The organism is Gallaecimonas mangrovi (assembly GCF_003367375.1).
GTDB lineage: Bacteria > Pseudomonadota > Gammaproteobacteria > Enterobacterales > Gallaecimonadaceae > Gallaecimonas > Gallaecimonas mangrovi.
In genome coordinates this window covers 1,786,799-1,813,725 of record NZ_CP031416.1, presented here as the reverse complement: position 1 = coordinate 1,813,725, position 26,927 = coordinate 1,786,799, and the positions used below count along the sequence as shown (strand labels likewise).

Sequence of the window (26,927 nt, the reverse complement as noted above, 5' to 3'; positions counted from 1 at the left end):
ATGCCCTGGCATTCAGGCAGCCCCATTTATGCGCAACTTGCCCAACAGATAAGCGCCGCCATTTTGGATGGCACTTTAGCGGAGGGCCAGGCCTTGCCTAGCGTTCGCCAAATCGCCGGCGAGCAACAGATTAACCCCCTAACGGTACAGCGGGCACTGGCGCAGCTGGCCGATAACGGCGTTATAGAAAAACGCCGCGGCCAGGGCAGCGTGGTTAAAAAAGGCGCTAAACAGCGGCTGTTAACCGAGGAGCGTGCCCTTTTTTTAAACCAGCAATGGCCACATATTAAGGCGCACATCAAACGGCTGGGGTTATCGGTAGAGGCCTTGGTTAAAGACGGTTTTGGAGAAGACGATGGACACACTGATTAAGCTCAGGGGTTTGAGCAAAAACTACGGCCAAAAGCCGGTACTTCAAGACCTGGATCTCGATGTTAAACGCGGCGAAATTTTAGGCCTGGTGGGCGTTAACGGCGCCGGGAAAAGTACCCTTTTAAACGCCATTTTAGGGCTCGACAGTGCCAAGGGGGAGCTGGAAGTACTGGGCCAGTCACCCATTGCTCACCGCGCCAAGTTGCTTAAACGGGTGGCCTACATTGCCGACGTTGCCAGCCTGCCCCGCTGGATGCGCTGCGACCAGCTTATTCGTTACATGCAAGGGGTGCACCCGAACTTTGATGCCAAGCGCTGCCAGGCCATTTTAGCCAGCACGCAAATTGGTGCCAAAGCCCGGGTGAGCGCCCTATCGAAAGGCATGGTCACCCAGCTCCATCTGGCCCTAGTGATGGCCATTGACGCCGACATTCTGGTGTTGGACGAACCCACCCTTGGCCTTGATTTAGTCTACCGCCGCGGCTTTTATCAGCGCTTGTTGGAAGATTACTTTGACCATCAACGCACCATTATCATCACCACCCACCAGGTTGAAGAAATCGAGCATATTCTGACCCGGGTGCTGTTTTTGCATAATGGCCGCTTTGTGCTCGACAGCAGCGTCGACGCGTTGGCTAACCACTACTGCCAGGTGCAGGTATCGGCTGAACAACTGGCAAGCGCCCGCGCCCTGGGCCCCATCGCCGAGAAAAGCACCATTTCCGGCCATCTACTGACCTTTGAAAAAAGTGCCGCTGAGGTTAGCGCACTGGGCCAGGCCGTGGCGCCGTCTATTGCCGATATCTTTGTTGCCAAAGTAGGGAGCGCTGCCTGATGTCTCGTTTTAGCACCTTGCTTTTAAAAGAATATTGGGAAAATCAGAAAACCTTACTGTGGATGCCGGTGGCACTGACCTTGGCCATTTGGCTGCTGAGCGCGCTTTTTATCAGTAACGGCACCGTGAGCATTCATATTAGTGGCAATGTGCAGGCGCCAAGGTTGCCGGTAATGCCCTTTTTGGCACTGCCCTTTTTCCTCTGCGCCGGTCTTGCCGCCATTACCTACTGCGGCAATTGCTTTGTTGAGGAGCGCCGTGACCGCTCCATTGTGTTTTGGCGTTCACTGCCGGTTAGCGACATCGAAACCGTTGCCGCCAAGGCAGCTACGGCGTTAGTGCTACTGCCTGTCATCAGCTACCTTGCCGGGCTGCTAGCACAACTGCCGGTGGCCATCTTGCTTACCCACCTTGGCAACATGACCTGGCCCGAGGTACTGGCCACCATGGCCCAGCAAGGCGAACATTTTATTTGGCTGTCGATACTGATGGCCCCTTATAGCGGCGCCATGATGCTGCTGTCGGTACTGACCAACCGGCCACTGCTGTGGATGCTGGTAGGCCCTATTGTCATTTTCATTGGCGAAAGTCTGCTGTTAAACGGCCACCCCGTCAGCCAGTTGCTGTTTGGACAAATGACCAAGGAGATCCTGATGGTGTTAGGCAGCCTGATTGGCCAACCGATGCTGGGACAAGGTGCCAACTGGGTAACCTCAGGCGCCCTGCTCTCCACCACCTGGAGCATGATAAGCGGCTTGGCGATGGCGGCTATCTTTTGGGGCCTTTGCGCTGAAGTGCGCCGGCGACGCCTGATTAAAGACTAACCGCCGTAGGCCTGCCAAGACATGGCGCGATGCGTTGACTTTATTGGTGCGTCACGCCATGTTAATGGCCCTGGCAACAAAATGTTGCCTCCTTGCCAGCAGGATGCTGGCCTGCCTTAGCAAGTGAACAATGGATGTAGAGAATAAAAACCGTCTAACAGCATCAACTGCTGTAATGCCGAGCCTTATGGCTCTTTTTTTGTCTTGCACAGCCTAAAACGAGTTTATGTTTTTCTTTAATCGAGGCTCGGCCGCCGAGCGCCTTATTCGTAGCCAATCACTGGCCAAAATCAAAGACACCATCACCGCCGATAATTGCAACCAAGCCGACAGCGACGGCCATGCCCCGCTTTACTACGCCATTGAACATGGCCGCGCCGACGTTGCCGCCTATCTGCTTTCCCTTGGTTGCAACCCCGACACCGGCAGCGAATACGGCGAGCCGATTATGGTGCGGGTGGTCAACCGCCTGGATCTGCCCCTTGCCCAAGTCTTTATCGACCACGGCTTTGCCCTCCCCGACTACATCAACGGTTTGCCACTGCTGCATCACCTGTTAAGGCTTGGGGATCTCCTTAAAGAGCATTTGGCGTTTTACGTTGACAAAGGCTTTGATATCAACTTGATAGACGAGCGCGCCACCGACAAAACCGCGCTGGCGTTTTACCTTGGCAGCAACGAGCCCGACATTAACATTCACCCGGTGGGCGCGCAGTGGCTGATTGAACTGGGCGCCGATGTTAACAAGGCCAGCCGCCCCAGCATGTTACCGATATCCCAGGCCATGCAAAATTCACGCATTGCCGATAGCGACCCCCGTAAAGCTGGCCTTAGCGATATTGTTGAGGTACTGCTCGCCGGTGGCCAAAAGCTCGACATCCGCTTTGAAACCGCCAGTAACTTTTATTCGCTGGTTGACATGGCCCTTAAGCGCGAGCGCTATGAAAGCTTTGTTAAGCTAGCCGAATTTGGCATCCCCCTAGATGACAAAGACCGCGAAGAGGCCCGCATCGCCCTTGATGATGCCTGCTTTAACAATGGCCAAGTTGCCCGGCTCATCAGTGCCAACGAGCGCCACCAATTAGCCCTGCCGCTAAGCATTTTCCTGCTCTCTGGCCGCGCCTTTACCGACAAGCTCGAAAGCCTCAATGCCGACTCGCCCGACATGACCATCGCTTTTCATAATTTGGTGACCGGTAACGGTTTTGAGCGAAAACAAAAACTGGCTTACCTTGAGCTGCTTTTAAAAAACGGCGCCGATATTAACGCCCAGGCCCAGCATTACGGTTTGCAGCTAACCCCCATCCAATTGCTCGCCACCAGCTTTGACAATATCGAGCACAACCAGATGATCCTGGATTGGCTGCTGGCCAACGGCGCCAAAATTGAGTGCCATGGCCGCTCTGCCCTGCACATTGCGCTGTGGTTTAAACAAGACATGCTGGTCAGCATTCTGGCCGATAAGGGCGCCGACCTGTTCTTTACCGAGAGTGACGGCGCCACCTTGCTGTCGCGGTTAGTGACCCCCGACCCCGGCCACCGCCAGTTCAGTGGCACCGCCCTTGCCAGTAATTTGCGGCGACTAAGCGCCATTTATAAAGCTCAGGGCCAACAACTGCCGCTGGAGCAGAAAACCCGGATGAGTTTTGATAACCCTTGGCCGCTTGACAGCCACTTGTCGCTGATAGAGCGGGTTGTTCATATGCGGCCGGTCCGCTTTATACCGGTCGCCGAAGCCCTTATCGACATTGGTTGGCCCATCAACAAAAGCTTTGATTACAAAGGCGAAACTGGCCATTTGGTTAATCACTGGTGTTTTTCGGCGAGATTCGGTGACGACATCAGCGAGTTTTTACAGGCGCACCCGGAGCTTGATATCAGTGAAGAGGCCTCGGGCCATGCCCTGCGCTGGGCCATCATGAATGGGGTTAGCGTTAATACCATCGGCCAATTGGCGTTAAAGCTGGACGACATCAACCAAACCTTTACCCGGAAAATCAACGGCCTGCGCTCTGACAACCAAACCCTTAGCTACCCGATGCTGGTGCTAGAGCATCACGCTATCTATAGCGAAGAAGACTACGTGGTAGAGGTATTAAACTGGTTTATCGACGCCGGCATTGATTTGTCGATTCTCGATAAAAAAGAACTCAGACGCGCCTACCCCAACGACGGCAGCCTGCGCACTGAACGCACCTTGCTGGAACATGCCACCAGCAATGACTACCTGAAGGTGTTCAAGCTGCTACTCGACCGCGGCGCAGACCCGCATCAACGCGTAGACAAGCATGGCGAAACCGTTGTGCACTTTTTGCTGGGCCGCAAGGCCGGCAATAAAGACGACATGGTTTTGGCCTTTTTAAAAGAACTTGATAGCCGCGGCGAGCTGGACCCAAACCAGACCGATTTGCACAACCCTGCCACCACGCCCCTGATGCTGGCCGCCGGCCACGGCCTTGCCAATTGCGCCCGCTTTTTGTTGGAAAAAGGCGGTGACCCGCACGTTATTGGCGGCTTTGACCACAGCGGCCTGCTGCACAAAATCACGTCCAATACCTGTCGGCCCAATAAAGATAAACGCCGCGAGCTGATGGAAATGATGCTCGATGAAGGCCTTGACCCTAACGTCTTTGATACCGACCAGGAAACGGTGATGATGAGCGCCGCCCGCTACGGCTGCGAAACCGTGATAATGGCGTTATTAGAAAGGCAGGTTGACCCAAATCTTGGCAACGAACAAAAGGAAACGGCGGTCTATAAAGCGGTAACCGGCCATTACAACTACGACACCTACCCCGATGTGGTAGAGCGCGAATGGCCAGACCAAGACATGGACCAAGAACTTAAAGGCCGCATTATTGAACGGCTGGCAGAAGCCGGTGCCGACCTTAACGTTGCCGCCGAACCCAACGGCTTTACCGCGTTGTTAGCGGCGGTACGTTTTGGCCATCTGCATTTGCTGGAAACCCTGCTGCGCCTGGGTGCCAATGTTGACAGCGTTGACAACCAGGGCCGCACGGCCTTGGCGCTGGCGGTGATGATGCCAAGTACCGAGGTCCTGGACTTTGTGCTGGCGCTGCCCGAAGCCGCAACGCTTGCCAAGATCCCAAGCAACGAAGGCAACAACCTGTTGCATTACTGCACCTGGGCCCAGGTTGAGCCAGAGGAAATGACCCAACGCTTTATCCAACTGCGTGAGCGCTTTGATTTACCGTTCACGGTCAACCTCAAGCGACAAACGCCGCTGCATTACGCTGCCTTTGCCGGCAACGAAGCCCTGGTGCGGCTTTGCATCGATTTGGGGGCAGATGTAAACCTGCAAGATGTGCACGGCTATTCACCGCTGCATTGTCTGCTGAGCTCCTCAGAACCCATTGCGGAAACCGACAGCTTGTTGGCTACCGTTAGCTTGCTCATCACCGCCGGTAGCGACCCGCGGCTGGTGAACCAAGATGGTGAAACACCGCTGCAAATGGCCGCCGACCTTGAGCTAAACCAGTGTTTGCAGTTGATGACACTGGCCGGGGTAGGAAAAACCTTTAACTAACAAAAAACCCCGGCAAGCCGGGGTTTTCTTTTTAGGCTTCGGCGCGTTATTTTTGGTTAGCGCCAGCTTGGTCGGTGTCTTTTTGCCGGGCTTTCGTTAGCTCGTCTTTAAGCTCCAGGCTAATTTTCCGCAGCTTAGGCAGCATATCTTTTGCCATGGTTTGTGAGGCTTCGATAGATTCTTTCATCACCTCTGGCATTTTTTTCAAAATGGTTTGGCCGGTATCGGTTTTATAAAAGGCCACCATGTCGTCAATTTGCTTTTCGGTAAAGTTCTTATCGTAAATGGAAGCCACCATCGGCTCCATTTTTTGCCAGTTCATTTCCTCTTTCATTAGCGCCATCATTTTATGATGATAACGATCGAAAATCGGTTGTTCAGACGGTTTTACTCCCAATTGACGGGATAAATTCCCCATCATCTGCTCCATGGAACCGGTCATGGCATCGACCATTTTGTCCATGTGCATCAGCTTAACCAGCTGGTCAATTTTTTGCTGTTTGCTGTTTTGGTCAGCGTGGGCAGTAAAAGCCATTACCATCAGGCATATCGCAATAAGGTTGCGCATTAGTATCCTTCCTTTTTTAACCTTCGCTGAGGTTATCACAGAACAGAGCCATCTCATCAGTCACTAAAGGTCATCCAATCAAAATTCGGCGTACCACTGGTAACCTTGACTCTAAACCAATGATCGCCCGCAGGAATGGTTACGGCCTGGGTAATGGTGCTCCAAAAATACTGCATGCCGGTGTCGGGCAGGGTTACCGTTTGCCAGGCGTCGTCGTCCACCTGAATGGCAATTTGCGCATCGCCGCCAGAGGCGTAATTTAAGGTCCAGTTGTAGGCTTTTTCACTATCGGAATGCACATGAAATTGCATGGTTGCCCCTACCGCATCAGAGAAAAGCTGCACCACAGGGTTGCCATTGGTGTCGGTGGTTACCCGGTGGTGAAAACCACTGATGCTATGGGCGTGTTCTGCCTGAATGGTCATTGGCAAATCAAAGCGGTAATCGGGCCCGGGAATACCACCATACAGGGTGCCTAATGCCGTCCACTGCCCGGCATCGCCCAGAATATCCACATAGGGCGCGGCACTGGCGCCACCGCTGGTGCGGCCAATAAACCAGGCATAGCGGAAGATATAACTTTGGTTTTCTAACCAGCGGGTCATTTCGGCCAAGAAATCCATCTGCTGTTCGATGGTCTCGGTATTGTCTCCTTTGCTGAGGTTAAACTCGGTTAGCCAAATTGGTTTGCCGTAACGGCTATAAAACTGTGCCAGGTACTGTTCGACATAGCTTGGGTCTGACATATAGGCATGCACGGCAATGTAATCGACCCGGCAATCACTGCAATCGGCGAAAAAGGCATCCAGGTAGGCAAAGGGATTGCCGTCATCGTCGGTACCGGGAATATCAACACCCCCGGCGCTGTAATTAACGGCCGGGGCGACAATTTTTAGGTTAAATTCGTCGGCAATGTTTTCAATTTTGTACCAATTATCAGCAGCTTGCTGCGGCGTTAAATCAGCTTCACCGGCTGAATTGGGTTCATTAAAACCCAAGATGTATTTTACCTCAGGGTGAATACTCAAATAATTGCGAAGGGCATTTTCGTCAAGACTGGTGCCCCAAACCATGGGCACAAATTCAACACCATATTGGCTGTAATCACTGCCAACATAATTACCGGGCAAGGCAGACCAGTTATACCACCAGGCAATTTTACCGCTCATTAGCGCTAAATCAGCCGCTTCGGTGTTAGTGGAACCCAAGCCTCTTTTTTCAGAAAGCGCATCATCTGAAAATGCCGGCCACGAAAATAAAAACACAAAAAGTAATACCAATAAACGCATAGAACCCTCCAGTTAATGGCGGTTTTATGCAACAGCTTTGCAATGACGACAATGGCAAATAAGCCAACACTAAATTTTGGCGAAAGCCTTTTAAATGGTTTTAATTTCCTGCCACTAAAATGTATTTAAGCACGGCTTAAAAACGGTCGCTAAACAGGGTGTTACACACAAAAAAATAACGGCTAAAAACCGTGGCTATCAGCCAATGTTTAACCTCACCAAGTTTCTTTTTATTTTGATAGTCCTTGGTGTCCGCCCATTATTGGTTAATGCCGCCGTAATATAAAATAAGCTTTGGTGATGGGCTTATCTATGCCTTTTGATTTTTATACAAGGCCGGCTCCAACCTTTACCTTTTTGTATAAAAAATCGCCACAACATCATAGCGGCTGGCGAAGCGCTGCCCGCTATTAACAATATTTCCCTATTTGCCTAAAGGGTGTTGGGTTTATTGTCAGATTCAGTACGCTAACATGGCGGCATTAATTAAAAAGCGCGCCTTTGGCGCATAGCTACACTCGGTGTCAACGGATGACAAGTAATAGCCCTGCCTTTCACGTTTTCAGGTGTTGCCGACTAAATTCATTTTGATTGACCGAATAAGCTGGCGAAAGGCTAACGCCTTTGTGCTGTAAGACCATTTTTTCGCGCTAACCAATTGCAAAGCGAATGGAGTATCGATGCTTTTGACCCCCTTTACGTCCCTTAAGGCCTATGTTCGCAGCGGCGACGTTGCTGCCTTGCAGTCACGCCTGGACGCCGATAACAACTACAACGCCACCGACCATGAAGGCCTTGGCCTGCTGCACTTTGCCATCATGTTTGGCCAAGCCGAAGTAGCAGCAATGCTGCTTGATGCCGGTGTCGACGCCAGTAGCGGTGCAAAGCGCCCCGGCCAGCCAGTGATGGAACAAGTGGTTGCCAGCTTGTCGGTACCCATACTCGAATTGTTCTTAAGCCGCGGTTTTGAGCTGCCCGACTACATTGACGGCCTGCCGGTTTTGCATTTTGTGCTGCAATTTTCGAAAGTGTCTGCCGACTACCTAGAGGCGCTGGTGGCAGCCGGTTGCGACATTAATGCCATTGATGAACGCAACACCGGCCTAACAGCACTGGCCTTTTATTTGGGTAACAAAGAGGTTAGGCCAAAGGTCAACACCGTTAACACGCTAATGGCCCTTGGCGCCGACGTGAATCTTGGCAAAAACCAAAGGGCTACCCCGGTTTGCCAAGCGCTTGCCAACCCGCAAATAGCCGATGCTTTCGACCCCAGCGCGCCGCTGCGCCCGGCCTTTGAGTTTATTTTGCAAGCGCTGATGGAAGATGACCGTTTTAGCTGGCAAACACCCCAAGGCCCAGACGATGGCTTTGATTCGGTGCCCTATATCGCCCTTCGGGAAGGCCGTTTTATCAGCTTTATGTCGCTTATGGATTTGGGCATGCGCCTAAGTGCGAGCGAACTGCCCTATGTGCTGCCCTACCTCACCTATACAAATTACAGCGAAGAAGGGCCGCGCCAGAATCTTTTAGAGATCAACAAAACACTTAACCTTGGCCTACCCATCACCCTGCTGTTTTACCCGGTCAGTGAATACCTGCTGGTGATTGACGACTTGGAACCCGGCTCGGCGCTGGTGCACCAGAACTTTGTGGAAATCGCCACCGCCAGCAAACTGACCTTTGACAGCAAAATTCGCACCCTCAAGGCGCTTTTGGCAAAAGGTGCCGACATTAACGCCACCGCCATCTGGTATGGCCGCGAGCACACAGCGCTGCAAAGCCTGGTGGCCCGCTACCACCTGATTGAAAACGCTGAAGCCTTGGTACGCTGGTTACTGGATAACGGCGCCGCCATTGAAAGCCACGGTTATTCGGCCTTTTTAATGGCGGTGTGGTATCAACATTTGGACGCAGCCTCGCTACTGGCGGACCGCGGCGCCGATTTGGACTTTGCAGAAAAAGACCAATCCACCCTCTTTACCAAGCTCTTTACCGCCAAGCCTTCTGGCGGGCGCTACAGCGTTGAAGAAGTCGAAACCTTGCTGCCCAGGCTGTACCGGCTCTACCAAAGCCATGGTAAGGAACTGCCGCTGGCCCAACCCTTTTATTACAACTTTTCTAACTGCCGCCATTTTGATAGCCACCAAACCCTGGCAGAAATTGTCTATCACGTACCGGAAGACAGCATTTTTATGCGCCTAACCCGCGTGCTAATGACCGTAGGGTGGGACATTAATAACCAGGTGTTGGACGACACCCCCGGCAACCTCATTAGCTACTGGTGCTTTAACGCCAACGAAGGCGGTGACATCAGCCCGCTGCTAGAAGAGATAACCGATCTCGACATTGACAGCGAACTGTCTGGCGATCCGTTAATTTCGGCGTTTCAACAAAATATCGCCACCGGTTGTTTAATCAAACTGCTGCGCTTTAGCAAAGACATTAATAAACGCCTGACCCGCACCCGCCGTAACCACGACGCTATTACCGGCGACGAGCTTAACGCCTTGCTGTTGCTACTGAACGAACAGGGCGCCGAAGAAGCAAAAACGGTGCTGCCGGTATTGCTGGAAATGGGCGCAGACGTTAATGCCACCCTGGTGCGGGAAGTGAAAGCCGATGTGCCCCGAGACGACGGCCTGCGCCGCGAGCTCAGTGCGCTGGAGCTGGCCACCTACAACGACGACATTGATTCGGTGGCAATGCTGTTAGACCACGGCGCTGATCCGCACCAGCCGGTTAGCCTTAACGGCGAGCATTACGTGCACTTTTTGCTAAACGGCCGGGTGTCGCTGGCAAAAGAGCGCCTGCTTGAGTACCTCAAACTGCTAGACAGCAAAGGCCAGCTGGATGTAACCGAAACCAACGAGGCCACCAAAGCTACGCCGCTGCTGTTTGCCGCCATGAGTTCAGATGTTGAGCTGATGCGCTATCTGATTGAAAAAGGCGCCGCCCTTGATGTGACCGGCGGCATGCAGCAGCTTACGCCACTGCAATACGTGATTTTCTACCGTAACCAGCCGATGGCAAAAAAATTGGCAGCCATGGACCTGCTGCTTGACGCTGGCGCTGACATTAACGCCGTAGATGACGATGGCGACTCGGCGCTGCACCTTGCCGCCGCCATGGGCGCCACCCAGCAAACCGAAGCGCTGTTGGCCCGTGGTGCCCGCGTTGATGATTACAACAACAACGGTTTTACGCCGCTGCTGCGCGCCATTTGGGAGCCAAACGCCGCCGAGCTTGATTTAAGCGAATTGGATGAGGCCGAGCAGCACGCGGCCATTAGCGAAAACCTGCTAAACCTTATCCGCTTGCTGGTAACCGCCGGCAGCGATATCAACAAAGGCACCCAGCACCAAGGCCATACGCCGCTGATGCTGTGCCTGCTAAATGGCATGCATAACCTGTTGCCGGCACTACTAAAACTTGGCGCCTCAGTGAACAGTGGCCAGCAGTCGGCACTGCGTTTTGCCCTGCGCCACGCCGATAGTGAAGCGCAGCAAGCACTGCTTAAATACCTTGACCTTGCCAGCGCCGCCAAGGAAGTGGACGAGCACGGCAATAACCTCTTGCACGCCGTGGCCGAGCACCGTGACCACGCCCTTGCCTGCGCCTGGTTTGAGCAATTACAAAAGCAGTATCAATTGCCCTATAAGGCTAATGAATACGGTATTACGCCAATGCACCTAGCCGCCTACCACGGCAATACCGAGTTGATAAAAGCGGCCTGCCAGCAAGGCTGTGATACCAATGCCCTAGACAGCAACGGCAACACGCCGCTGCACGTTGCCACCTTCTTTAACGGCGAAAAAACCGACTACGAGCACATAAAGCAAACCATTATGACCTTGGTACTGAGCGGTAGCGACCCGCTTAGGGAAAACGCCGAAGGTGAGTCGCCACTGGCGATCGCCACCCAGCGCAACATGCAAGATTGTATTGGCATGATGCAGTTGGCCTCGGCCAGGGGCCCTGCCAACTAAGGGGCGGTTAACAACGAAAAAGGCACCCTTAGGTGCCTTTTTTATGGCGGTTATGAAGCGTTATTGGCTTTGTGCTTGGCAGGGATACTGGGCGGCGCAGTCGGGGACAACGGCGTTTTCGCTGTGCGGCGTGCCTTTGGGCGCCCAGTCATACCCCACCTGATAGGCGCGATAAACGTAGTTGGTTTGGTAAGTATCGGCTTTTGATGAATGGCCGTAATGGGGATTAACGTATTCCCAGACAATGTCGCCACTGGGGGTAACCTGGAATAGCCGCCCGCTTTGCCCCTCGGCAATAAGGGTGTTGCCATTTTTCAGGCGCTGGGCGCTGCTAATAAAGCCGCTAAAGAAGGTCCAGATAGCATGGTGTGAACGGCTGGCATCATACTGCCAAACAATTTGTTTGCTGGTGGGGTTTACCTCAATAACCCGCGAAGCCGAAAACATGCTGCGGTTTTTTACGCTTAAGCTGGCATTTCCTTCGTTATCAAAGATCAATAAATTACCGGCCCCCGGCAGGCCTTTAGGGATCATGTGTACGTCGTGTTCGCCAATGATTTGGTCCAGCGGACGCGGCACTTTACCGGACCACTGGGTTTTCGGATAGTTGGGCCCTACCCGCCACACTACCTTGCCGCTGTGGCGGTCAATGATCAGCGCCACATTGACGTTTCGGGAGTTAATTAAAATGTTATCCGGCGCAAAGCGTTTGTCACCGGCGTCATACCAATGGTTGGGGCCAAGGGGCGCGGCGGTATTAATGTGTAAAAAGTCATAGCCGCCGGCCTTTTTAAGCTCGGCCAACTGCGTTTTAGAAAGGCCAAAATCGGCTAAGTGCTTGGCCGCAGACCAGCTCCAAACCACCTTGCCGCTGGCATTAATCTCTTGCACCTTGTTGTCAATCACCGGCTTTTTAAAGCCTTTTAAGTCAATAAGCTCGGCATTCAATGACAACACATTGCCATTGGCGAGCTTGGCTAAGTCGTGGTGCTGATAAGCCGGGTGCTTGGCGCTGCCCCATTGCCACTGCGGTTTACCCTGCCAATCAAGCTCGGCAATGGTTTGGTTGAGCATGCCGTTGCCGGGGTTAGCCTCTTTGACCGGGCTTGCCACCCGCGCGGTTTGAACCAGCACATGGCCACGCTCGCCACCGGCTAGGGCGGTAGGCACCGGCTTGGCCGGAAAGCCCTCGGCGTTCCAATGGTGCACTTCGTGCCCGTTCATATCGATAAGGTAGGTTTGCTGGTTCTGGGTAGAAAACAGCACATAGCCATTTTCGGCTTTTTGGGGGTTATAAAGGGTGGTGCCGCTAAGGGTGCGGGTGGCCTGAGCATCAGCCTGCATTGCCGACAGGCCAAGGGCTGCGCAAGCGAGTACCCAGGCGGGTTTAAAACAACGTTTTGTCATGAGCCACTCCATTGTCAAACATGGATAACGCTGGCATTTGTTAAACCAGCAGGCTCAAACCATAACCTTGCCGCCGCTAACGCTGAATTAATCACCACAGCGCCAAGGTTAACGGCGGCTATACCAGGCCCTATTCTGGCGCAGGAGATGCCCGGCATCTGATCACGGGTATGGCTGGGTAGCAAGCGGTATAGAAACCGGCACCGGTCATATGCGGCTGGCGAGAATGGCCATGGGATTATTTATGCGAGCGAAAGGTGACTGGCTGAACCTAAGTCGTCTAAAGAAACATCAAGGTAATCAATGTCATCACCTTCTTTTTGTAAAATCGCACCGCCGCTGTCAGCCGCTTCTACCAGTAACGCCCAACCATCGCTGGTTACCGCAAACTGCCAATAGCTTTTCCCGCCGGCCTCTAGCAGCGTTGCCGGGCAAACAAAATACTGCACTTCTAATAGCCAATCTTGGCTGGCGAATCGATATTGCACCGGTACTTTTATCTGTTGGATAACCGCGATTTTTTCTAGAAGACTCACCGTAACGCCCAAATCGGTATCTGGCGTAACATCGCCTGTGGTCATAGCAGTTTCGCCAACTTTTTAAGCATGGCGTTATTTATTTTTATTTTCAGAAGCGAATAAAAAATCAACACAAAAAAGATGGCAGCAAAGGTAATGGGGTAATCTTTATCGCCTTTAGACAGCGACTGCATAATAGAAAAAAGCAGGCCCAGCGCCCATGTGACTACCATACTGGAATGGAACTTCTTATTGCGGCTAATCGCCTCGGCATACACTTGTGCGGTGGGTTTACTCTGCGACAGCGACTCGGCGCTCACCGCTACAATATTACGGCTTACTTCCAGCTCTTTTGCACAGGCCTCAGAGCAAACAATGCCCCAGCCGGTATCAATCAGATTTTGTTGCGAGACATAACGATAACAATGCTTGCAAAGCCCAACCGCATTATTACTGGGCCGACAACTATACATAGTGACTTCCTACAATCCTTTAAATAAACGGCCATGTTTCATTTTTGAATGAATGGGCCTTGACGCAGCCCGTTATGGCCCATAGCCCATTATTTTAATCCCCTCTTCGCTGGCAACGATAGGGAACTGCGCCACCTTGGCTAAATAATCAACAATGGCGGCAATATTGTTATAACGCTCGGGCAGTGGCCGTTTGGCACTCGAGCCCTTATCCGGGTATTGCGCTGGTATTGCTATCCACTCGATGTCTTTTAGCTCAGCAAAGGCCGCTGGCCCACCGTCGCCAAAATGACGGCCACCAATAAGGTTAGCCAGTACCTCTAGCGAGTGAACAAAGCTTTCATCACTCCAACTGAACTTCCAGCGCACACCACCAATGGCCGTTTCATAATGGCTAACGGCCTCAAACAATTTGCACCATTTTGCATTGCTCATCAGCGATACCTTTGTCGCAGCGGTAGCCTGATGCCTGTTAACGCCCATAGTAATGTTGTACCCGGTCAGAATTTACCGTCAGTTGTTTGTGCCGCCCGTCAAAATGCAGTGTGTAATTTGCACGGCCATCAGCGGTTATTGAAATATGCTCAAGCCTTTCCTTTACTTCACCTGGCGCCTCGGTGCACCAGCCCACTTTCTCGGTGGCACAAAGTAGTACCCTTCCTGCCTCAACTTTGAAAAAGCTGGGCCAGCTGGGGTCGGCTAAATGCGAAAGAAAATACTCACCGTCGAATACCCCCCAAAGACGCTGAAATATACAAGCTTCTGTCGCTTTATCCATAGCGGCCATCCTTTTATTGCGGGGGCATAGCGTTAACCATTGCCTTTTAACAGACGATGAAAAAGGCTATTTAATTGGGCCATTTCAGTACTTCTGTCAGCTTTAGGCGGCTTTATCTCCTCTAACCTGGCTAGCTCTTTTTCAATGTACTGGTTCAAAACCGGTATTGCCGGTGCCAACATTTTCTCTTCGCTTACCTTTTTGCGTTCCAATAACGCATAAATGGTATGCAGCAGTTCACTGTCGGTTACCAGTGACAACACTTTATCAAACTCTATCGGGGCCGCTGTGCCATAACGCTCCAGCCACTGTATAGAAAACAAAGGCCGTAGCACGTAAAAATACTTTTTAAGCGGAACCATATCTTCTTTTAGGTATCCGCGATAGTTTGTTTTTGCCATGCTCCGATAGTGATATATGCCCTTTTCCGGGGAATATATTTCCGGCAACAGCTTCAGCGCTTCCTGACGAAAAACGCCGTCATCAATATAAGATATTGGCGATAGGACCCATTCTACAAAGGCAGGATTGGATTTCCAGAACAACTTCAATGCCTTTCTGAGATCCCATCCATTTAAATCAATGTCATCTACTATCGGATATTCGATAACATCGCGCTTATCCTCTAAGTCTACCGACAGATACCAATCACGCTTGTTTACGTAAATAAAGCGAACATCATAGTCACTATTGGGTGAAGCAAATCCCCAGGCTCGGCTGCCAGATTCAACGGCCATAAGGATCTTTACAGCAAATTTATCTTCCGTCATCTTCAGACGAGCTAATATTTCTTGCCTGATTTTGTTATCTATCACGACTTATTCCTAAAAAAGGCATTACCAGTTGCGTTTCCAGCCTTGTATGTGGGTAACAATAACCTCTTTATCAGTTATCCGATAAAGCGGGTGAGGTCCAGCGTCCTTTTGAGTAACTTGTTAGGTAACGCTTACCCAACGCCCAAACCTAATTATTTTTTGAGAGGCATATTCCATTACCCAAAGTACTCAGAAGATGGATGTGCCTTTTTATTTTATTGTTCGTTTAAATGCCGGTTCGCGCACCGGCAGGCGCGTAACTTTCTTGGTTATTCAGACCATCCATGGTCTTCACCCTGCGGGCCGTTGGCTTTGTCGCCAACGTTCAAAATTGTTCCCGACAATGTTGTGGCCAAGAAAGTAAGCGGGGCCGCCCAGGCAAAGAAGGCCACCCCGGCGTTACGCGGTATCCGACCTTCTGGTCGTTTGCCGCTGACCGCTGCACACGCGTTCCAGACGCGTCTTCCGCTTGCTCGTCATCCCTGACTCGCATCAGCTCACGCTCCCGTCAGTAAGGCGCTTCACTTAAAGGGGCCCCAACAGCGGCTGGCTTCGTTAGGGCTTTGATTTTATTGGAATATAGAAGTGGGTGAGGTCCAGCAGCCACTTGTTACGTGCTGATTTTGCACAGATGTTTGATTGCTTTTTCATGTTTTTTACCCACCAAACCGACATCTTGATGGAAACGAAATCCAGACCTCTTAACTTTGGCCGCTTCAAGTGCCTTTTGTGCTTCTGAGCCATCGTTATTGATTAGAGCTTTAGACGCGTGCCACTTATAATAATCAAGTGGAAACGTAAGCCTATCAAGATTCTCATGTAATACACTTAGTGCGTTAGCGTACTCATTTTCCATTTTTTGAGTTGCCACCAAATATGGATAATCAAGGTACACCCCTGTTTGATGGTTTGGAAACTCCCTTTCTCTTTCAAGTATCTCTTTAAATGTGGCTATACATCCTTCGAGATCATTTAGAGTTATAAATGCATTGGCTTTTGCTGATAGTGCTCGAACGTCTTCAAATATGTCTTTTCTGGATTCGAAGTATTCATCAACCAAACGAATAGATACCTCTGGATGCTTATCAGCCAAAGTAAGAGCTTGGATTACCAAATACTGATCTCGTTGCGTTCTTGCTCGTTTCAACTTCGAGTAGAAGTGCTCTTCGATAGATTCGTTCCAATCTTTATTTCTATACCAATCGTCAGATGACACGATGATCCCTTAGCATGTAACGCCTCAAACACCGGCGCAGCTTTGCTGCGTCCGAGTGCTTTGACTTGTTATATTTTTAGACTTCAAGTTCGAATTCAGACTTAAGAATATGCAACCTTTCCTTTATATTTGATGCGTCATTTGTTCCTTGTTGAGTAAGCCGGTCATACTCCAATAGATCGAAAGATGAGTTCTCATAGTCTTCTGCAGCTGCAATTCTGTTAGCCTTCAGTTTATCCTGGAAATCCAGAAACTTTCTTCTGGTTATGTTTTCGAGCTTGTTACTTCCCAATGCCTCTCTAAAGAGAAGGTAATAGACTGTCATATTACCCTGTGATCTTAATAGTTCATCATTGTTTGTGAATGTCTCAGACATATGGTTCAAAGTATTTGAGCATTCTGTTTGAAGGGCTGTAACTTTATCCGACTCCCCCGAATAATAGTTTCTAGCCAATGCATCAAGGTACACCTTCTTTGTATCTAACAACCCCTTTCCATAGGACAGGTTTTCTTCAGCCAGCAAAAACCTTGCAGAAGTCTCCCTATGTTGATATCGCTTATTGCCGAATTTGACTTTATCAGTGAAAAATACATGTTCCGAAAGCTCGCGAATGGCTTTCACCATGTCACCACCTATAGCGTTTCTTTTTTCTGCTGCATTAAGGGGTACCGCCTCATTAAGTCGATAGAACATATCTTCAATTAAATCTTCATCGTCCGTATCAACCTGAATAACAGGAAGGACAAATGAGTCAAATTTAATCTTAATTCTAGGGTGTTCCTTTGCAAGATCATCATAACTCAAACCTGACAAATTAAGGTCTGGGTCTCTTTGGTATTCAAAGTCTTTTGCTAGAGTAAATTCACCTTCGATAAAGCCCCATATAGTTTCGAGTCTTTGCCTTCCATCAATAACAGCATACACCATCCCACTTTCAGCCTGTAATTCTCGGGAATATGTATGAAAGTATATTTTAGGGATGTCGTAATCATTAAGGATGGAATCAATGAGCAATTGCTTTTTTTCTTTTGTCCATACACCACCCATTCTTTGGTAGGGCGGATCTAACTTGATTTCATCTCTTTCGGAATATAAAAGCATAATGGTGCTATTTTTTATCGGCGACGTTTCTATATAGCTCATGAAAGTTCTCCATTAATAATATCGCCAATGCTAGCCAGCTCAGGGAAAAGCTGGAACTTTGTAAAGCCTAGTAGGGATAACTGTTTTAACAATGGGGCTTTAGATGTATCAGGAATAACATACTTAATTACATGACTCGAATCCCCTACATTTTCGATTGGAGTCCTTTCGTGGTGATGAATTGTAAACACTCCATGTTGAGCCTGAATTCGAGCGTTGTTTCTTGTGGCAATAGTGGCCAATGGTCTCTGTTGGGTTCTGGTATTTTGACTCAAAGTTTCAACAGAGTAGTTTTTCAATTCTATATCTTCAAAAGAGGGTATAAAAAACTCTTCGTCAGCATTATTTATTCCAGCATTTTTGTTTAGCTCGGATGGACGCAAAGACCATAAAGCTGCATCCACTCCTTCATGCTGTTTATAATTTTCAACTGCAAAGTAAAGTGCAACCAGCGGACTTTCGCTCCAATCTAAAAGCCTTGTCGGCACACCATAGTGCTGCATCAAGAATAGCCAATCAAAAGATTGATTAGGGATCGTACTTATAAGCATGGCTGCGCTCTGCTTAAACTTTTTTATCAATGTAGACTCGGAAGGAGGTGTACGAAGTCGCAGGTAGCCTGGCATAAGTTCCCACTCTTTATTCGCCTGGCCCCGATACCATATGGCACCATTATAACCCTCATTGTCTGCAGCCAATTCCACTAGCAGATCTTGTATCGAGTTTATCTCTTTTGGTATCAAGTTTTTCTCCTTAACTCGATTAATACGTAAATCTAACAATAGTTATGAAGCCTGACCTCATTATTAACTTATATTAATCAATACTTTGTAGACATCCTATCGGAATATATGAGCCAGGTGTGCGTAATAAAGGTGCCAGAATCGCCAAGGCAGACTAGATACACTGTATGCAAACACAGTCCTGGTGATTTCAATGAGCAGCCCTTTTCTCAACCAGGTTCAAACAAAAGACATCCACTTATAAACTTTTATAAAATCAAAGTCTTAACGAAGAACCCTCTCTTATTGCCCGTTAAGTGAAGCGCCTTTACGCCGGGAGCGTGAGCTGACGCGAGACAGGGATGCGAGGCGGCCAGCTTGGTCGAGCGGAGGACGCGTCGGGAACCGTACGCAGCGGTCAGCGGCAAGCGACTAGAGGAAAGGACATCGCGTAACGCCGGGGCGGTGCCTTTGGGTACTTTGTGCGAAAACAAAGTGCCTCGCCCGCCGGGGCGAGTCCCGGCATTTAGCGAACAATAACGAAGCCAAGAGCCTGCAAAATCCGCAACGCACTCATGGCAACCTGACCAAACCAACACCCACGCTACCGCCCTTAGGTGTGGTTCCCAAAGTCCCTTTCTCGTCCTGAGTTGTTACCCACCCCTGGTGGCCTCTACCTCGCACGTCCTGAAATTACGCGGGCTATCCTTGCCCTCGCCTCGCCCTTCGGGCCGTCATCAATACAGCCTGGCCAGTGAAAGCTGCTCGCCGCTTAACGCGCCGTTCAGCTTCACCATAACCTTGGTAAATCAAAGAGTAAAGGGATGAAAATGCCTTTAAGGCGGCAGCAAAAGCTAATCGACAAACAGCAGCTGATTGAGCATTCGCCCCGGCATGAAGGCAAAGGAACCGGCAATAATAATGCCGCCGACATAAAGCAGAATCATGGCGCGCTTATGTACCCGCAGGTTCTGCCTTTTAACGGCAAAATAGGCCACGGGTACGGCATAGAGGGTAAGCAAACAAAAAAGGTGAACGGGCCCAAAGTGGCCGAAGAACACAGGGCCTATTTTGGCAGGCATAAAAAGGGCAGTGATGGCTGTTACCAACATCAGCAGCATATAGGTGTAGCCAAGCCCTTTATGGCGAGGGCTCCCCTTGCGGCCAAGCATTTGCACCGTGCCAATAACAAAGGCCGGCAATACCGTTGCCAGGTGGATGTAAGCCAAGGCTAAATAACTCATCGGATGCACTCCTTTGCACAGCTAAAAACAACAGCGAGCGAATAAACGGCCGTTAGCGCCTTTCAATGTAAAAAGGCTTTTTTAACACCTGCCATGGCGCCGTTAGCCGCAGGCGGTTGCTAAACACCATAGCCTGCCTATTGGCTAAAGAAAACGCCGATAACGATAAGCCCAAGGTTGGGCTTATCGCCCATTACTGCACCCGCAGTACCGGGTATTGCAAATAGGCCTTATCAAAATAGGGGCTGCGCTCATAAAACCAGCGCAGCCTGGCATTGGCGTCCTTGGCAAACGCCGGGTTGTTTAGGGCCTTTTCAAAAGCCGCTTTGATGGCGGGGTCTTTGAGCATTTTCTCGGCCATGGGCGCTATAACATAAGGCTCCATATATTCGGTGCGGCTAAAGACGCTATTAAAAAAGCCCCATTGCAGGAAGCTGTCGGGGGCGGCGGGCTCCAAGAGTTCCATGGCGAGGTTTCCAAGCGCCTGGTCGGTACTGATACGCACTGTGCCTTTGGGAAGTGTGAGTTGCTGCTGTGACCAATGGCCTTGGGTACTGACCCGAAAGCGGCCCTCATAAGGCGCCGTGGCAAATTGGTACTGGTCGATATGGTATTGGCGAACCGTAACCCGGCTGGCTTTTGCCAGGCGCGTCATCTTGATGCCCTGCATTTTTAAGCGGGCAATAACCTGTTGCCACTGCGGCGGAATAAGGTAGGCAGTTGGCCGGGTGGCGGTGACGGTGGGCTTGTCCATGGGCCAAATGGGCACCTGCTTCCAGGTCATGGGTTTGGCAAGCCAGCGTACCTCTTCGGCGCCAGACGCCGGGCTTTGATAGTGCTGGTAGGCAACCCCTGGTATGTCGGTGGACACCGGTTTAGTTGCGCGGCCAAACGCCAAGGGCACCACCGCAGGCCGAGCGCTGTTGTCTTTAACAATGGCTTGCTGCAAAGCTGCGCCGTTATCGGCCAGCAGTTCTAAGGAGCGCTCGATTAAAACGTAAGTGCTCAGCACCCGGCGGCGGTAATTTTTTAGGCTGTGGTTTTCCACCAGCACCGTTGGCAGGCCGCGCAGGGGGCCGTAGCCGTTGGAATAGCGGGGTTCGGCCTGCCATAAAATGGCGCCCTTTTGCGGGTGTTTGCCGTCTTCTAAAAACAGGAAATTACCAGGCTTATGGCCATTTTCTTCAAGGGTTTTATAGAGCCTTGGCCGGTAATACTGGGTGAGCCACTGGGTGATGTTGGGCGAATAGGTGGTGTTGATGGCAACCAGGCTGTCGTATTGCCAGTCTTCACCGTCGGTGACATGCACGTCGATATACAAGCTGGGGCTGACCTTGTTGATAAGCGCCAGCATGGCGCGCATCTCTGGGGTATCCAGCTTGGTGTAATCGCGGTTAAGGTTTAGGTTACGGGCATTGGTGCGCCAGCCCATGTTCTCGGGCCCGCGCTGATTGGGCCTATTATAAGGGCCGCTTCGCTCATGGCCGTCGGCATTAAACACCGGCACAAAAACCAGATTTACCTTACTCAGCAAACCCCGGTGCTGGCCGTCGACCCAGTCGCGCAAAAACATCAGCCCCGCATCTTTACCGTCAATCTCACCGGGATGAATACCGGCTTGTAATAGCAAGGTGGGTTTGCCATTGGCCGGGTCACCGATGGTGACTGCCCACATGTCGCGCCCCTGGCCGGTTTTACCAAAGCGGCTTAACTGCAAGGTGGGGAGATCAGCAGCCAGGGCCTTTAGGTAGCTGATGGTGGCCGCGTAATCGGGCGTGGTTTTAAAATCGCTCTGTTCGGCCGGGGTTGGATCAGCCTTGTTAATAAGGGCGAGGCTTTTACCCGCAAAGGGCAAGTCGGGCGGCAAGGGGGCGGTAATAACAGCGCTTAGCAGCAAAGATAGCAGCATGATTTATCTCCTTTTCTTTCTTGTAACCTGCTGCTTACATTCACTCAAGGCTAAACCGGGCAAAGGCCTAATTTTAAAGACAAAGGTATAAAAAAGCCGGCCTGTGGCCGGCTTATTAGCGTTGGCCTTTATACCTGCGCCTGGCCGCCATCAACGAAAAGGTCAATGCCGGTGATAAAACTGGCGTCGTCGGAGGCCAGAAACGATACCGCCTTGGCGATTTCATCCGGCTGCCCTACCCGGCCCAGCGGCGTAACAGCGGCTACTTGTTGGCTAAATTGGGCTATCTGCTGGCTGTCCATGCCAAGTTCGCTGCTGTAAGCCTCAGTAGGTACGGTGCCCGGCGCCACAACATTAATACGAATATCCCGCCCTTTTAAGTCCACAACCCAGCCGCGGATAAAGGCACGCAGCGCCGCCTTGGTGGCCGAATAAACACTAAAGGCAGGTAAGCCCTTTATCGACGCCATAGAGCCATTAATGACAACGGCAGAGCCCGGCGCCATCAGCGGCAGTGCTTTTTGCACCGTAAAAAGCGTGCCTTTAACGTTGATATCAAAGTACTTATCGAACTTAGCTTCGGTAATATCGCCAAGGGCTGAAAACTCGCCACCACCGGCGTTGGCAAACAGAATATCCAAGCGCCCCTGTTGCTGCTTTATGGTGGTAAAGATGCGGTCAAGATCTTCGCCTTTGGTGATGTCGCCTTGAACGGCAATGGCGCCTAATGCCTCGGCCGCCACTGTCAGCGCTGCTTGGCGCCGCCCGCTGATATAGACGGTAGCGCCCTCTTGAATTAAACGGTTAGCCGCTGCGAAGCCGATACCGGAACTGCCACCGGTGACTAGCGCAACCTTACCGGCATGTTTGGTGGTGTGGACGTTGTTAAGTGGGGAAGCGGTCATTAACTTTCTCCTGGCAAAGGGCCTTGTTTACAGGGCAATAGCCTAACTTTTGCCAAAAGTGGAATAAACTGGCCATTTGTGGTTTCTTTATTTCTATATGTGAATAATAAAATCAAGGAACGGCATGGATCATCTGCAATCGATGCGCGCTTTTGCACGTGTTGTTGAAACCGGCGGTTTTAGCCGGGCAGCACAGTCTTTGCAAATGCCCAATGCCTCGCTCAGCAAGGCCATTAAGTCGTTAGAAACGCGGCTTGGGGTCAAGCTCTTGGAACGCAGCACCCGCCGGGTCAGTGTGACCCAAGACGGCCTCGCCTATTACCACCGCACCAAGCACCTGTTGGCAGAGCTTGACGAGATTGAATCCACCTTGGGCAGAACCAATGCCAATCCCAAAGGGCGTTTGCGGGTTAATACCGGCGGCGCTGTGGCCAGCACCCTGCTAATGCCGGCATTGCCGGATTTTTATCGCCTCTACCCCGATATCCAGGTAGACCTTGGCGTTACCGACAGAACCGTTGATGTGATAGGTGAAAACGTTGACTGCGCCATTCGTAACTCCGCCAACGACGGCGCCTTAATTGCCCGCAAAATTGGCAGCCTGGCCTGGACCACCTGCGCCAGCCCGCACTATCTGGCAAGATTTGGCACCCCAAACAGGCCGGAACAATTGGAAAGTGGCCACTTCCCGGTTGCCGGCTATATAGGTAGCCATAGCGGCGAATTACAGACACTGCATTTTCGTGATGCAGAGAAGGCAATGGCCATAACGCCGTTTTGCGGCTTAACCGTTAACGACAGCAATGCCCACCTGGCGGCGGCGTTAAATGGCCTGGGCTTGATACAAACCGCCGATTTTATGGCGCGCCCCGCCATAATTAGGGGCGAGTTGAGCAGTGTATTGGATGCCTGGCGGCCAGCGCCGATGGCGGTGTACGTTAACTATGCGCCAAGTCGCCAGCTCAGCACCAAGGTTCGGGTATTTATTGACTGGGTTTCGGCGCTCTTTGCCGATATTTCAGCCCGGCAGCCTAAATAAAAAAGCCGGCACAGGGCCGGCAAACACGCACGAGTGTTGCTGTTATAGCGCGGGCTTTTCCAACGCCACTTTCATCGCTTTTAGGAAACGGGCGGCCTCACCACCGGTGCAGGCCTGGTGGTCCATGGTTAGCGACAGCGGCAGCATCTTCTTGGCAACCGGCTTGCCGTCTTTTAGGGCCAGACTTTCATAGCTGCGCCCTGCCCCCACAATGGCCACCTGCGGCGGCGTAATAATGGGGCTGGCGTAACGGCCGGTAATGGCACCGAAGTTAGATAAGGTGATGGTGGCCCCCTTGAGTTCGTCTTGCGGCACGCGCCGGGCTTTTACATCGCCAATCATCCTATCTAGGCCTGCCCGCAAGTCGTCACTGCTGCGCCCGGCCACATCTTTTAATACCGGCACATACAGGCCATGGGGGCTGTCGACGGCAATGCCGATGTTCACCACCTCAAACAAGCGGCGGCTGTAACTTTCGGCATGAAAATGGGCATTAAGGGCCGGTTCTGCCTGGCAGGCTTCGCTCATGGCTTTGATTAACCGCAAAGTGGGATCTTCCCCCTGGCCCCAGGCCGAGATGTCGGCATCGTCCATTAAGGTCACGGGTACCACGGTTTCAAAGGCGCTGCGCATGGCATCACACATGGCCCGGCGCGCGCCTTTTAATATTTCGTTTTGAGACTGGCTACGGTCGTTTTCAAAGGCCTTTTGTACATCCGCATCACTGATAACCTCGCCGCCACTGCCCAAGAGTTCAATGTCCACCCCCAGTTGTTTGGCCAACAGCCGGGTTGATGGCAGCGCTTGCACCTTAGAGCCGCCAACGGTGGCCAAGGTATTACCGGCCACAAAGTGGTCGTCTCCCCCCACGGCAGTGCCGTGGGAGACTTTGCCCACCACGGTACCTGCGTCTTCTTCTTCGCCTTCAAAGCCCACCAATGGCGAACCGGTATGAATAACGTCACCCTCGGCGCCAAACAGCTTGGCAATGGTACCCGCCATCGGCGCTGGCACATCCACTACCGCTTTAGCCGTTTCCATGGAGGCTAGCACTTGGTCCACCTCGACCACGTCGCCCACTTGCACGTGCCATTCAACAATTTCGGCTTCCGGCAAGCCTTCGCCCAAGTCGGGCAATTTGAAGTATTTCATGCACTGCGCTCCATGATTTTTTTCACTTCTAATGCAATATCTTCCGGGTGGATCTGGTAATACTGCTCGTTCTGGTAATACGGCATGGTGACATCGAAACCGGCTACGCGGCCGATGGGCGCCTTGAGCTGATAAAAGCACTGTTCTTGCACCTGGGCCGCAATTTCCGCCCCAACCCCAAAGCTCTTAGCGGCTTCGTGAACGATGCAAAGCCGCCCGGTTTTGCGCACCGAATTCACAATGGTGTCAATGTCCAGCGGCTTGATGGTTGCCAAATCAATCACTTCGGCATTAATACCTTCTTCGCCAAGCTTGATGGCGGCCAGCAAGGTTTCATTAACCGAAGCGCCCCAGCTCACCAAGGTAATATCGCTGCCTTCACGCAGTCGGTAGGCCACATCTAGTGCCAAGGCCTGGCCGTCGTCTGCCACCTCATGCTTAAAGGTGCGATACAAGCGTTTGGGTTCAAAAAACAGCACCGGATCATTACTGCGAATGGCAGCCAGTAATAGCCCGTAGGCCCGGGCCGGGCTGGAGGGGATCACAACCCTAAGGCCCGGGACATGGGCAAATAAGGCTTCAATGCTTTCGCTATGGTGTTCAGGCGCATGGATAAAACCGCCAAAGGGCGCCCGGTACACCAGTGGCAAGGTAAGCCGGCCCCGGGTGCGTGAGCGCATCCGCGCCGCCTGGCAAACAATTTGCTCCATGGCCGGGAAAATAAAGCCCTGAAACTGAAATTCCGCGACCGGCCGCAAGCCCTGGGAAGCCATGCCGATGGTCAGGCCGCCGATAAGCCCCTCGGCCAGTGGCGTGTCCATTACCCGGCGAAAGCCGAATTTGTCTTTAAGGCCAACGGTGGCGCGAAATACCCCGCCGTTAGTGCCAATATCTTCACCCAGGCAAACCACGTTTTCGTCAGCGGCCATTTCGTGGTGCAGGGCCATATTGACCGCTTCGAGTAAGGTGACTTTAGCCATGCTTGGCTCCTTGCATGCGCATGGCCTTGGTAATGAGCTGCTCTCGCTGCTCGCTTAAAGGCTTGCCGATATGTTCAAAGTGGTAGTCAAACATCGCTTCTGGCGGCTCTTTGCTGAAGGCCAGGTATTGTTCTACCGCTTGCTGCACCTCTTGGTTGCACTGGGCTTGCCAGGCCAGTTCTTTGTCTTCGTTCCACACCCCTTGCTGGTGCAGGTAAAGGCGCAGCCTTTTGATGGGTTCGCGTTTCCAGGCTTCATTCACTTCTTCGGCCGGGCGATAACGGGTGGCATCGTCGGCGGTGGTGTGGTCTGAAAGCCGGTAAGACACCGCTTCTACCAAGGTGGCGCCTTTGCCGCTGCGGGCTCTTTTCAAGGCGTTTTGCATCACCTCGAACACGGCAATAATGTCGTTGCCGTCGACCACGATGCCGGGAATACCGGCCCCTACCGCTTTTTGGGCCAGGGTGGGCGCGCCGCACTGGATGGTGCGCGGCACCGATATGGCCCATTGGTTGTTGTTAATGACAAACACGCAAGGCAGCTGCCAGGCGCCGGCGCAGTTAATGGCTTCGAGGAAGTCGCCTTTAGAGGTGCCGCCATCACCAATGGACGTTACCGCCACCCGTTTTTCGCCGCGCAATTTAAAGGCGGCGGCCACACCGGTGGCTTGAGTGCACTGGGTGGCAATGGGTACACAAATCGGAAAGTCTTCTGAGAGTTCACCATCTGGGCGGTGAAAATAGCTGCCACGTTCACTGCCACCCCAATACAACAGGTTGTGCAGCATGGTGGCGCCGCGCATCATCATGGTGGGCATGTCGCGGTAATAGGGAACATAAACATCGTCAACTGCCATACTGGCACCAACCGCAATGCCGATGGCTTCGGCCCCCAAGTGCGACGGGTAAGTGCCCATTTGGCCGGTACGCTGCAGGGCAATGGCCTTTTTGTCGTAGGTGCGCACCAACACCATGTTTTTGTATAAATGGATCAGTAAATCAAGATCGTCTGCCCAAGCGGGAAGCGGCTGAACCACCTGGCCTTCTTCGTCCAGATACCGAAGCTGTTCTAAAGTTGACTTCAACGTAACATCCATAGCAACGCCTGTTATTTATGATCCAGTGTAATCCGGATCATCTGCAATCGAAACCACGCCGCAAACATTACCTTTACGTAAACGTCATTTCAACCATAAACCAGAACA

The 26,927-nt window shown here is 51.7% G+C and carries 23 protein-coding genes; 6 read left to right on the top strand and 17 right to left on the bottom strand.

Features of this window, described 5'->3' with window-relative positions:
- The 4 genes from DW350_RS08635 (at position 1) to DW350_RS08620 (ending at position 5,578) form a co-directional block, all read left to right on the top strand.
- Positions 1 to 372 (top strand): GntR family transcriptional regulator, encoded by a 372-nt coding sequence (locus DW350_RS08635; protein WP_115718478.1) that lies wholly within the window; start codon positions 1 to 3, stop codon positions 370 to 372.
- Entirely contained in the window at positions 356 to 1,207 is an 852-nt protein-coding gene (locus DW350_RS08630) for an ABC transporter ATP-binding protein (protein WP_115718477.1), read from the top strand. The genes DW350_RS08635 and DW350_RS08630 overlap by 17 nt, the downstream gene beginning before the upstream one ends.
- A complete protein-coding gene (locus DW350_RS08625; RefSeq protein ID WP_115718476.1) occupies positions 1,207 to 2,031 on the top strand; it encodes a hypothetical protein in 825 nt (274 codons plus the stop codon). Before DW350_RS08630 ends, DW350_RS08625 begins: the two co-directional genes overlap by 1 nt.
- A 226-nt stretch (positions 2,032 to 2,257) precedes the next feature.
- Positions 2,258 to 5,578, top strand: a complete 3,321-nt coding sequence (locus tag DW350_RS08620) for an ankyrin repeat domain-containing protein (protein WP_115718475.1) — start codon at positions 2,258 to 2,260, stop codon at positions 5,576 to 5,578.
- 46 nt (positions 5,579 to 5,624) lie between these two features.
- Here DW350_RS08620 and DW350_RS08615 read toward each other — a convergent pair whose 3' ends face one another.
- Together DW350_RS08615 and DW350_RS08610 are read right to left on the bottom strand one after the other, a co-directional pair.
- Positions 5,625 to 6,146: a DUF2059 domain-containing protein gene (locus DW350_RS08615; RefSeq protein WP_115718474.1), complete on the bottom strand. Its 522-nt coding sequence runs from the start codon at positions 6,144 to 6,146 to the stop codon at positions 5,625 to 5,627.
- A gap of 56 nt (positions 6,147 to 6,202) precedes the next feature.
- Entirely contained in the window at positions 6,203 to 7,435 is a 1,233-nt protein-coding gene (locus DW350_RS08610) for a glycosyl hydrolase (RefSeq protein ID WP_115718473.1), read from the bottom strand.
- Positions 7,436 to 8,115: 680 nt separating this feature from the next.
- Here DW350_RS08610 and DW350_RS08605 point away from each other — a divergent pair.
- Positions 8,116 to 11,421 carry an ankyrin repeat domain-containing protein gene (locus tag DW350_RS08605; RefSeq protein WP_115718472.1) on the top strand — a complete coding sequence of 1,102 codons (3,306 nt, stop codon included), beginning with the start codon at positions 8,116 to 8,118 and terminating at the stop codon, positions 11,419 to 11,421.
- Positions 11,422 to 11,481: 60 nt separating this feature from the next.
- Here the strand turns inward: DW350_RS08605 and DW350_RS08600 are convergent, their stop codons facing one another.
- The 12 genes from DW350_RS08600 to DW350_RS08545 form a co-directional block, all read right to left on the bottom strand.
- A complete protein-coding gene (locus tag DW350_RS08600; RefSeq protein ID WP_115718471.1) occupies positions 11,482 to 12,828 on the bottom strand; it encodes an aryl-sulfate sulfotransferase in 1,347 nt (448 codons plus the stop codon).
- 242 nt (positions 12,829 to 13,070) lie between these two features.
- The gene (locus tag DW350_RS08595; protein WP_115718470.1) at positions 13,071 to 13,409 is read right to left on the bottom strand and encodes a hypothetical protein; all 339 of its coding nucleotides are present in this window, start codon (positions 13,407 to 13,409) and stop codon (positions 13,071 to 13,073) included.
- The gene (locus tag DW350_RS08590) at positions 13,406 to 13,819 is read right to left on the bottom strand and encodes a hypothetical protein (RefSeq protein WP_115718469.1); all 414 of its coding nucleotides are present in this window, start codon (positions 13,817 to 13,819) and stop codon (positions 13,406 to 13,408) included. Before DW350_RS08590 ends, DW350_RS08595 begins: the two co-directional genes overlap by 4 nt.
- Positions 13,820 to 13,891: 72 nt before the next feature.
- Entirely contained in the window at positions 13,892 to 14,254 is a 363-nt protein-coding gene (locus DW350_RS08585) for a hypothetical protein (RefSeq protein ID WP_115718468.1), read from the bottom strand.
- Positions 14,255 to 14,291: 37 nt separating this feature from the next.
- On the bottom strand, positions 14,292 to 14,597 hold the full coding sequence (locus DW350_RS08580; protein WP_115718467.1) for a hypothetical protein: 306 nt from the start codon (positions 14,595 to 14,597) through the stop codon (positions 14,292 to 14,294).
- A gap of 32 nt (positions 14,598 to 14,629) precedes the next feature.
- Entirely contained in the window at positions 14,630 to 15,412 is a 783-nt protein-coding gene (locus DW350_RS08575) for a nucleotidyltransferase domain-containing protein (RefSeq protein ID WP_115718466.1), read from the bottom strand.
- A 610-nt stretch (positions 15,413 to 16,022) separates the two neighbouring features.
- Positions 16,023 to 16,628, bottom strand: coding sequence for a hypothetical protein (locus DW350_RS08570; RefSeq protein WP_115718465.1), 606 nt, complete (start codon positions 16,626 to 16,628; stop codon positions 16,023 to 16,025).
- Positions 16,629 to 16,704: 76 nt separating this feature from the next.
- On the bottom strand, positions 16,705 to 17,772 hold the full coding sequence (locus DW350_RS08565) for a DUF262 domain-containing protein (protein ID WP_115718464.1): 1,068 nt from the start codon (positions 17,770 to 17,772) through the stop codon (positions 16,705 to 16,707).
- Complete coding sequence (locus tag DW350_RS08560; RefSeq protein ID WP_115718463.1) at positions 17,769 to 18,515, bottom strand: FRG domain-containing protein; 747 nt, start codon at positions 18,513 to 18,515, stop codon at positions 17,769 to 17,771. Before DW350_RS08560 ends, DW350_RS08565 begins: the two co-directional genes overlap by 4 nt.
- Positions 18,516 to 19,348: 833 nt before the next feature.
- Positions 19,349 to 19,738, bottom strand: a complete 390-nt coding sequence (locus DW350_RS08555; RefSeq protein ID WP_115718462.1) for a DUF2306 domain-containing protein — start codon at positions 19,736 to 19,738, stop codon at positions 19,349 to 19,351.
- Between the two features lie 193 nt (positions 19,739 to 19,931).
- Positions 19,932 to 21,647 (bottom strand): M14 family metallopeptidase, encoded by a 1,716-nt coding sequence (locus DW350_RS08550; RefSeq protein ID WP_115718461.1) that lies wholly within the window; start codon positions 21,645 to 21,647, stop codon positions 19,932 to 19,934.
- Between the two features lie 128 nt (positions 21,648 to 21,775).
- A complete protein-coding gene (locus DW350_RS08545) occupies positions 21,776 to 22,552 on the bottom strand; it encodes an SDR family NAD(P)-dependent oxidoreductase (protein ID WP_115718460.1) in 777 nt (258 codons plus the stop codon).
- A gap of 124 nt (positions 22,553 to 22,676) precedes the next feature.
- Between DW350_RS08545 and DW350_RS08540 the strand changes: the two genes are divergently transcribed.
- Positions 22,677 to 23,591: a LysR family transcriptional regulator gene (locus DW350_RS08540; protein WP_115718459.1), complete on the top strand. Its 915-nt coding sequence runs from the start codon at positions 22,677 to 22,679 to the stop codon at positions 23,589 to 23,591.
- A 42-nt stretch (positions 23,592 to 23,633) separates the two neighbouring features.
- Here the strand turns inward: DW350_RS08540 and DW350_RS08535 are convergent, their stop codons facing one another.
- Genes DW350_RS08535 through pdhA form a run of 3 tightly spaced genes read right to left on the bottom strand, consistent with a single transcriptional unit; the run spans position 23,634 to position 26,807 of the window.
- On the bottom strand, positions 23,634 to 24,743 hold the full coding sequence (locus tag DW350_RS08535) for a dihydrolipoamide acetyltransferase family protein (protein WP_115718458.1): 1,110 nt from the start codon (positions 24,741 to 24,743) through the stop codon (positions 23,634 to 23,636).
- Positions 24,740 to 25,723, bottom strand: coding sequence for an alpha-ketoacid dehydrogenase subunit beta (locus tag DW350_RS08530; RefSeq protein ID WP_115718457.1), 984 nt, complete (start codon positions 25,721 to 25,723; stop codon positions 24,740 to 24,742). The genes DW350_RS08535 and DW350_RS08530 overlap by 4 nt, the downstream gene beginning before the upstream one ends.
- A complete protein-coding gene (pdhA, locus tag DW350_RS08525) occupies positions 25,716 to 26,807 on the bottom strand; it encodes a pyruvate dehydrogenase (acetyl-transferring) E1 component subunit alpha (protein WP_336406990.1) in 1,092 nt (363 codons plus the stop codon). The genes DW350_RS08530 and pdhA overlap by 8 nt, the downstream gene beginning before the upstream one ends.
- Positions 26,808 to 26,927 lie beyond the last annotated feature (120 nt).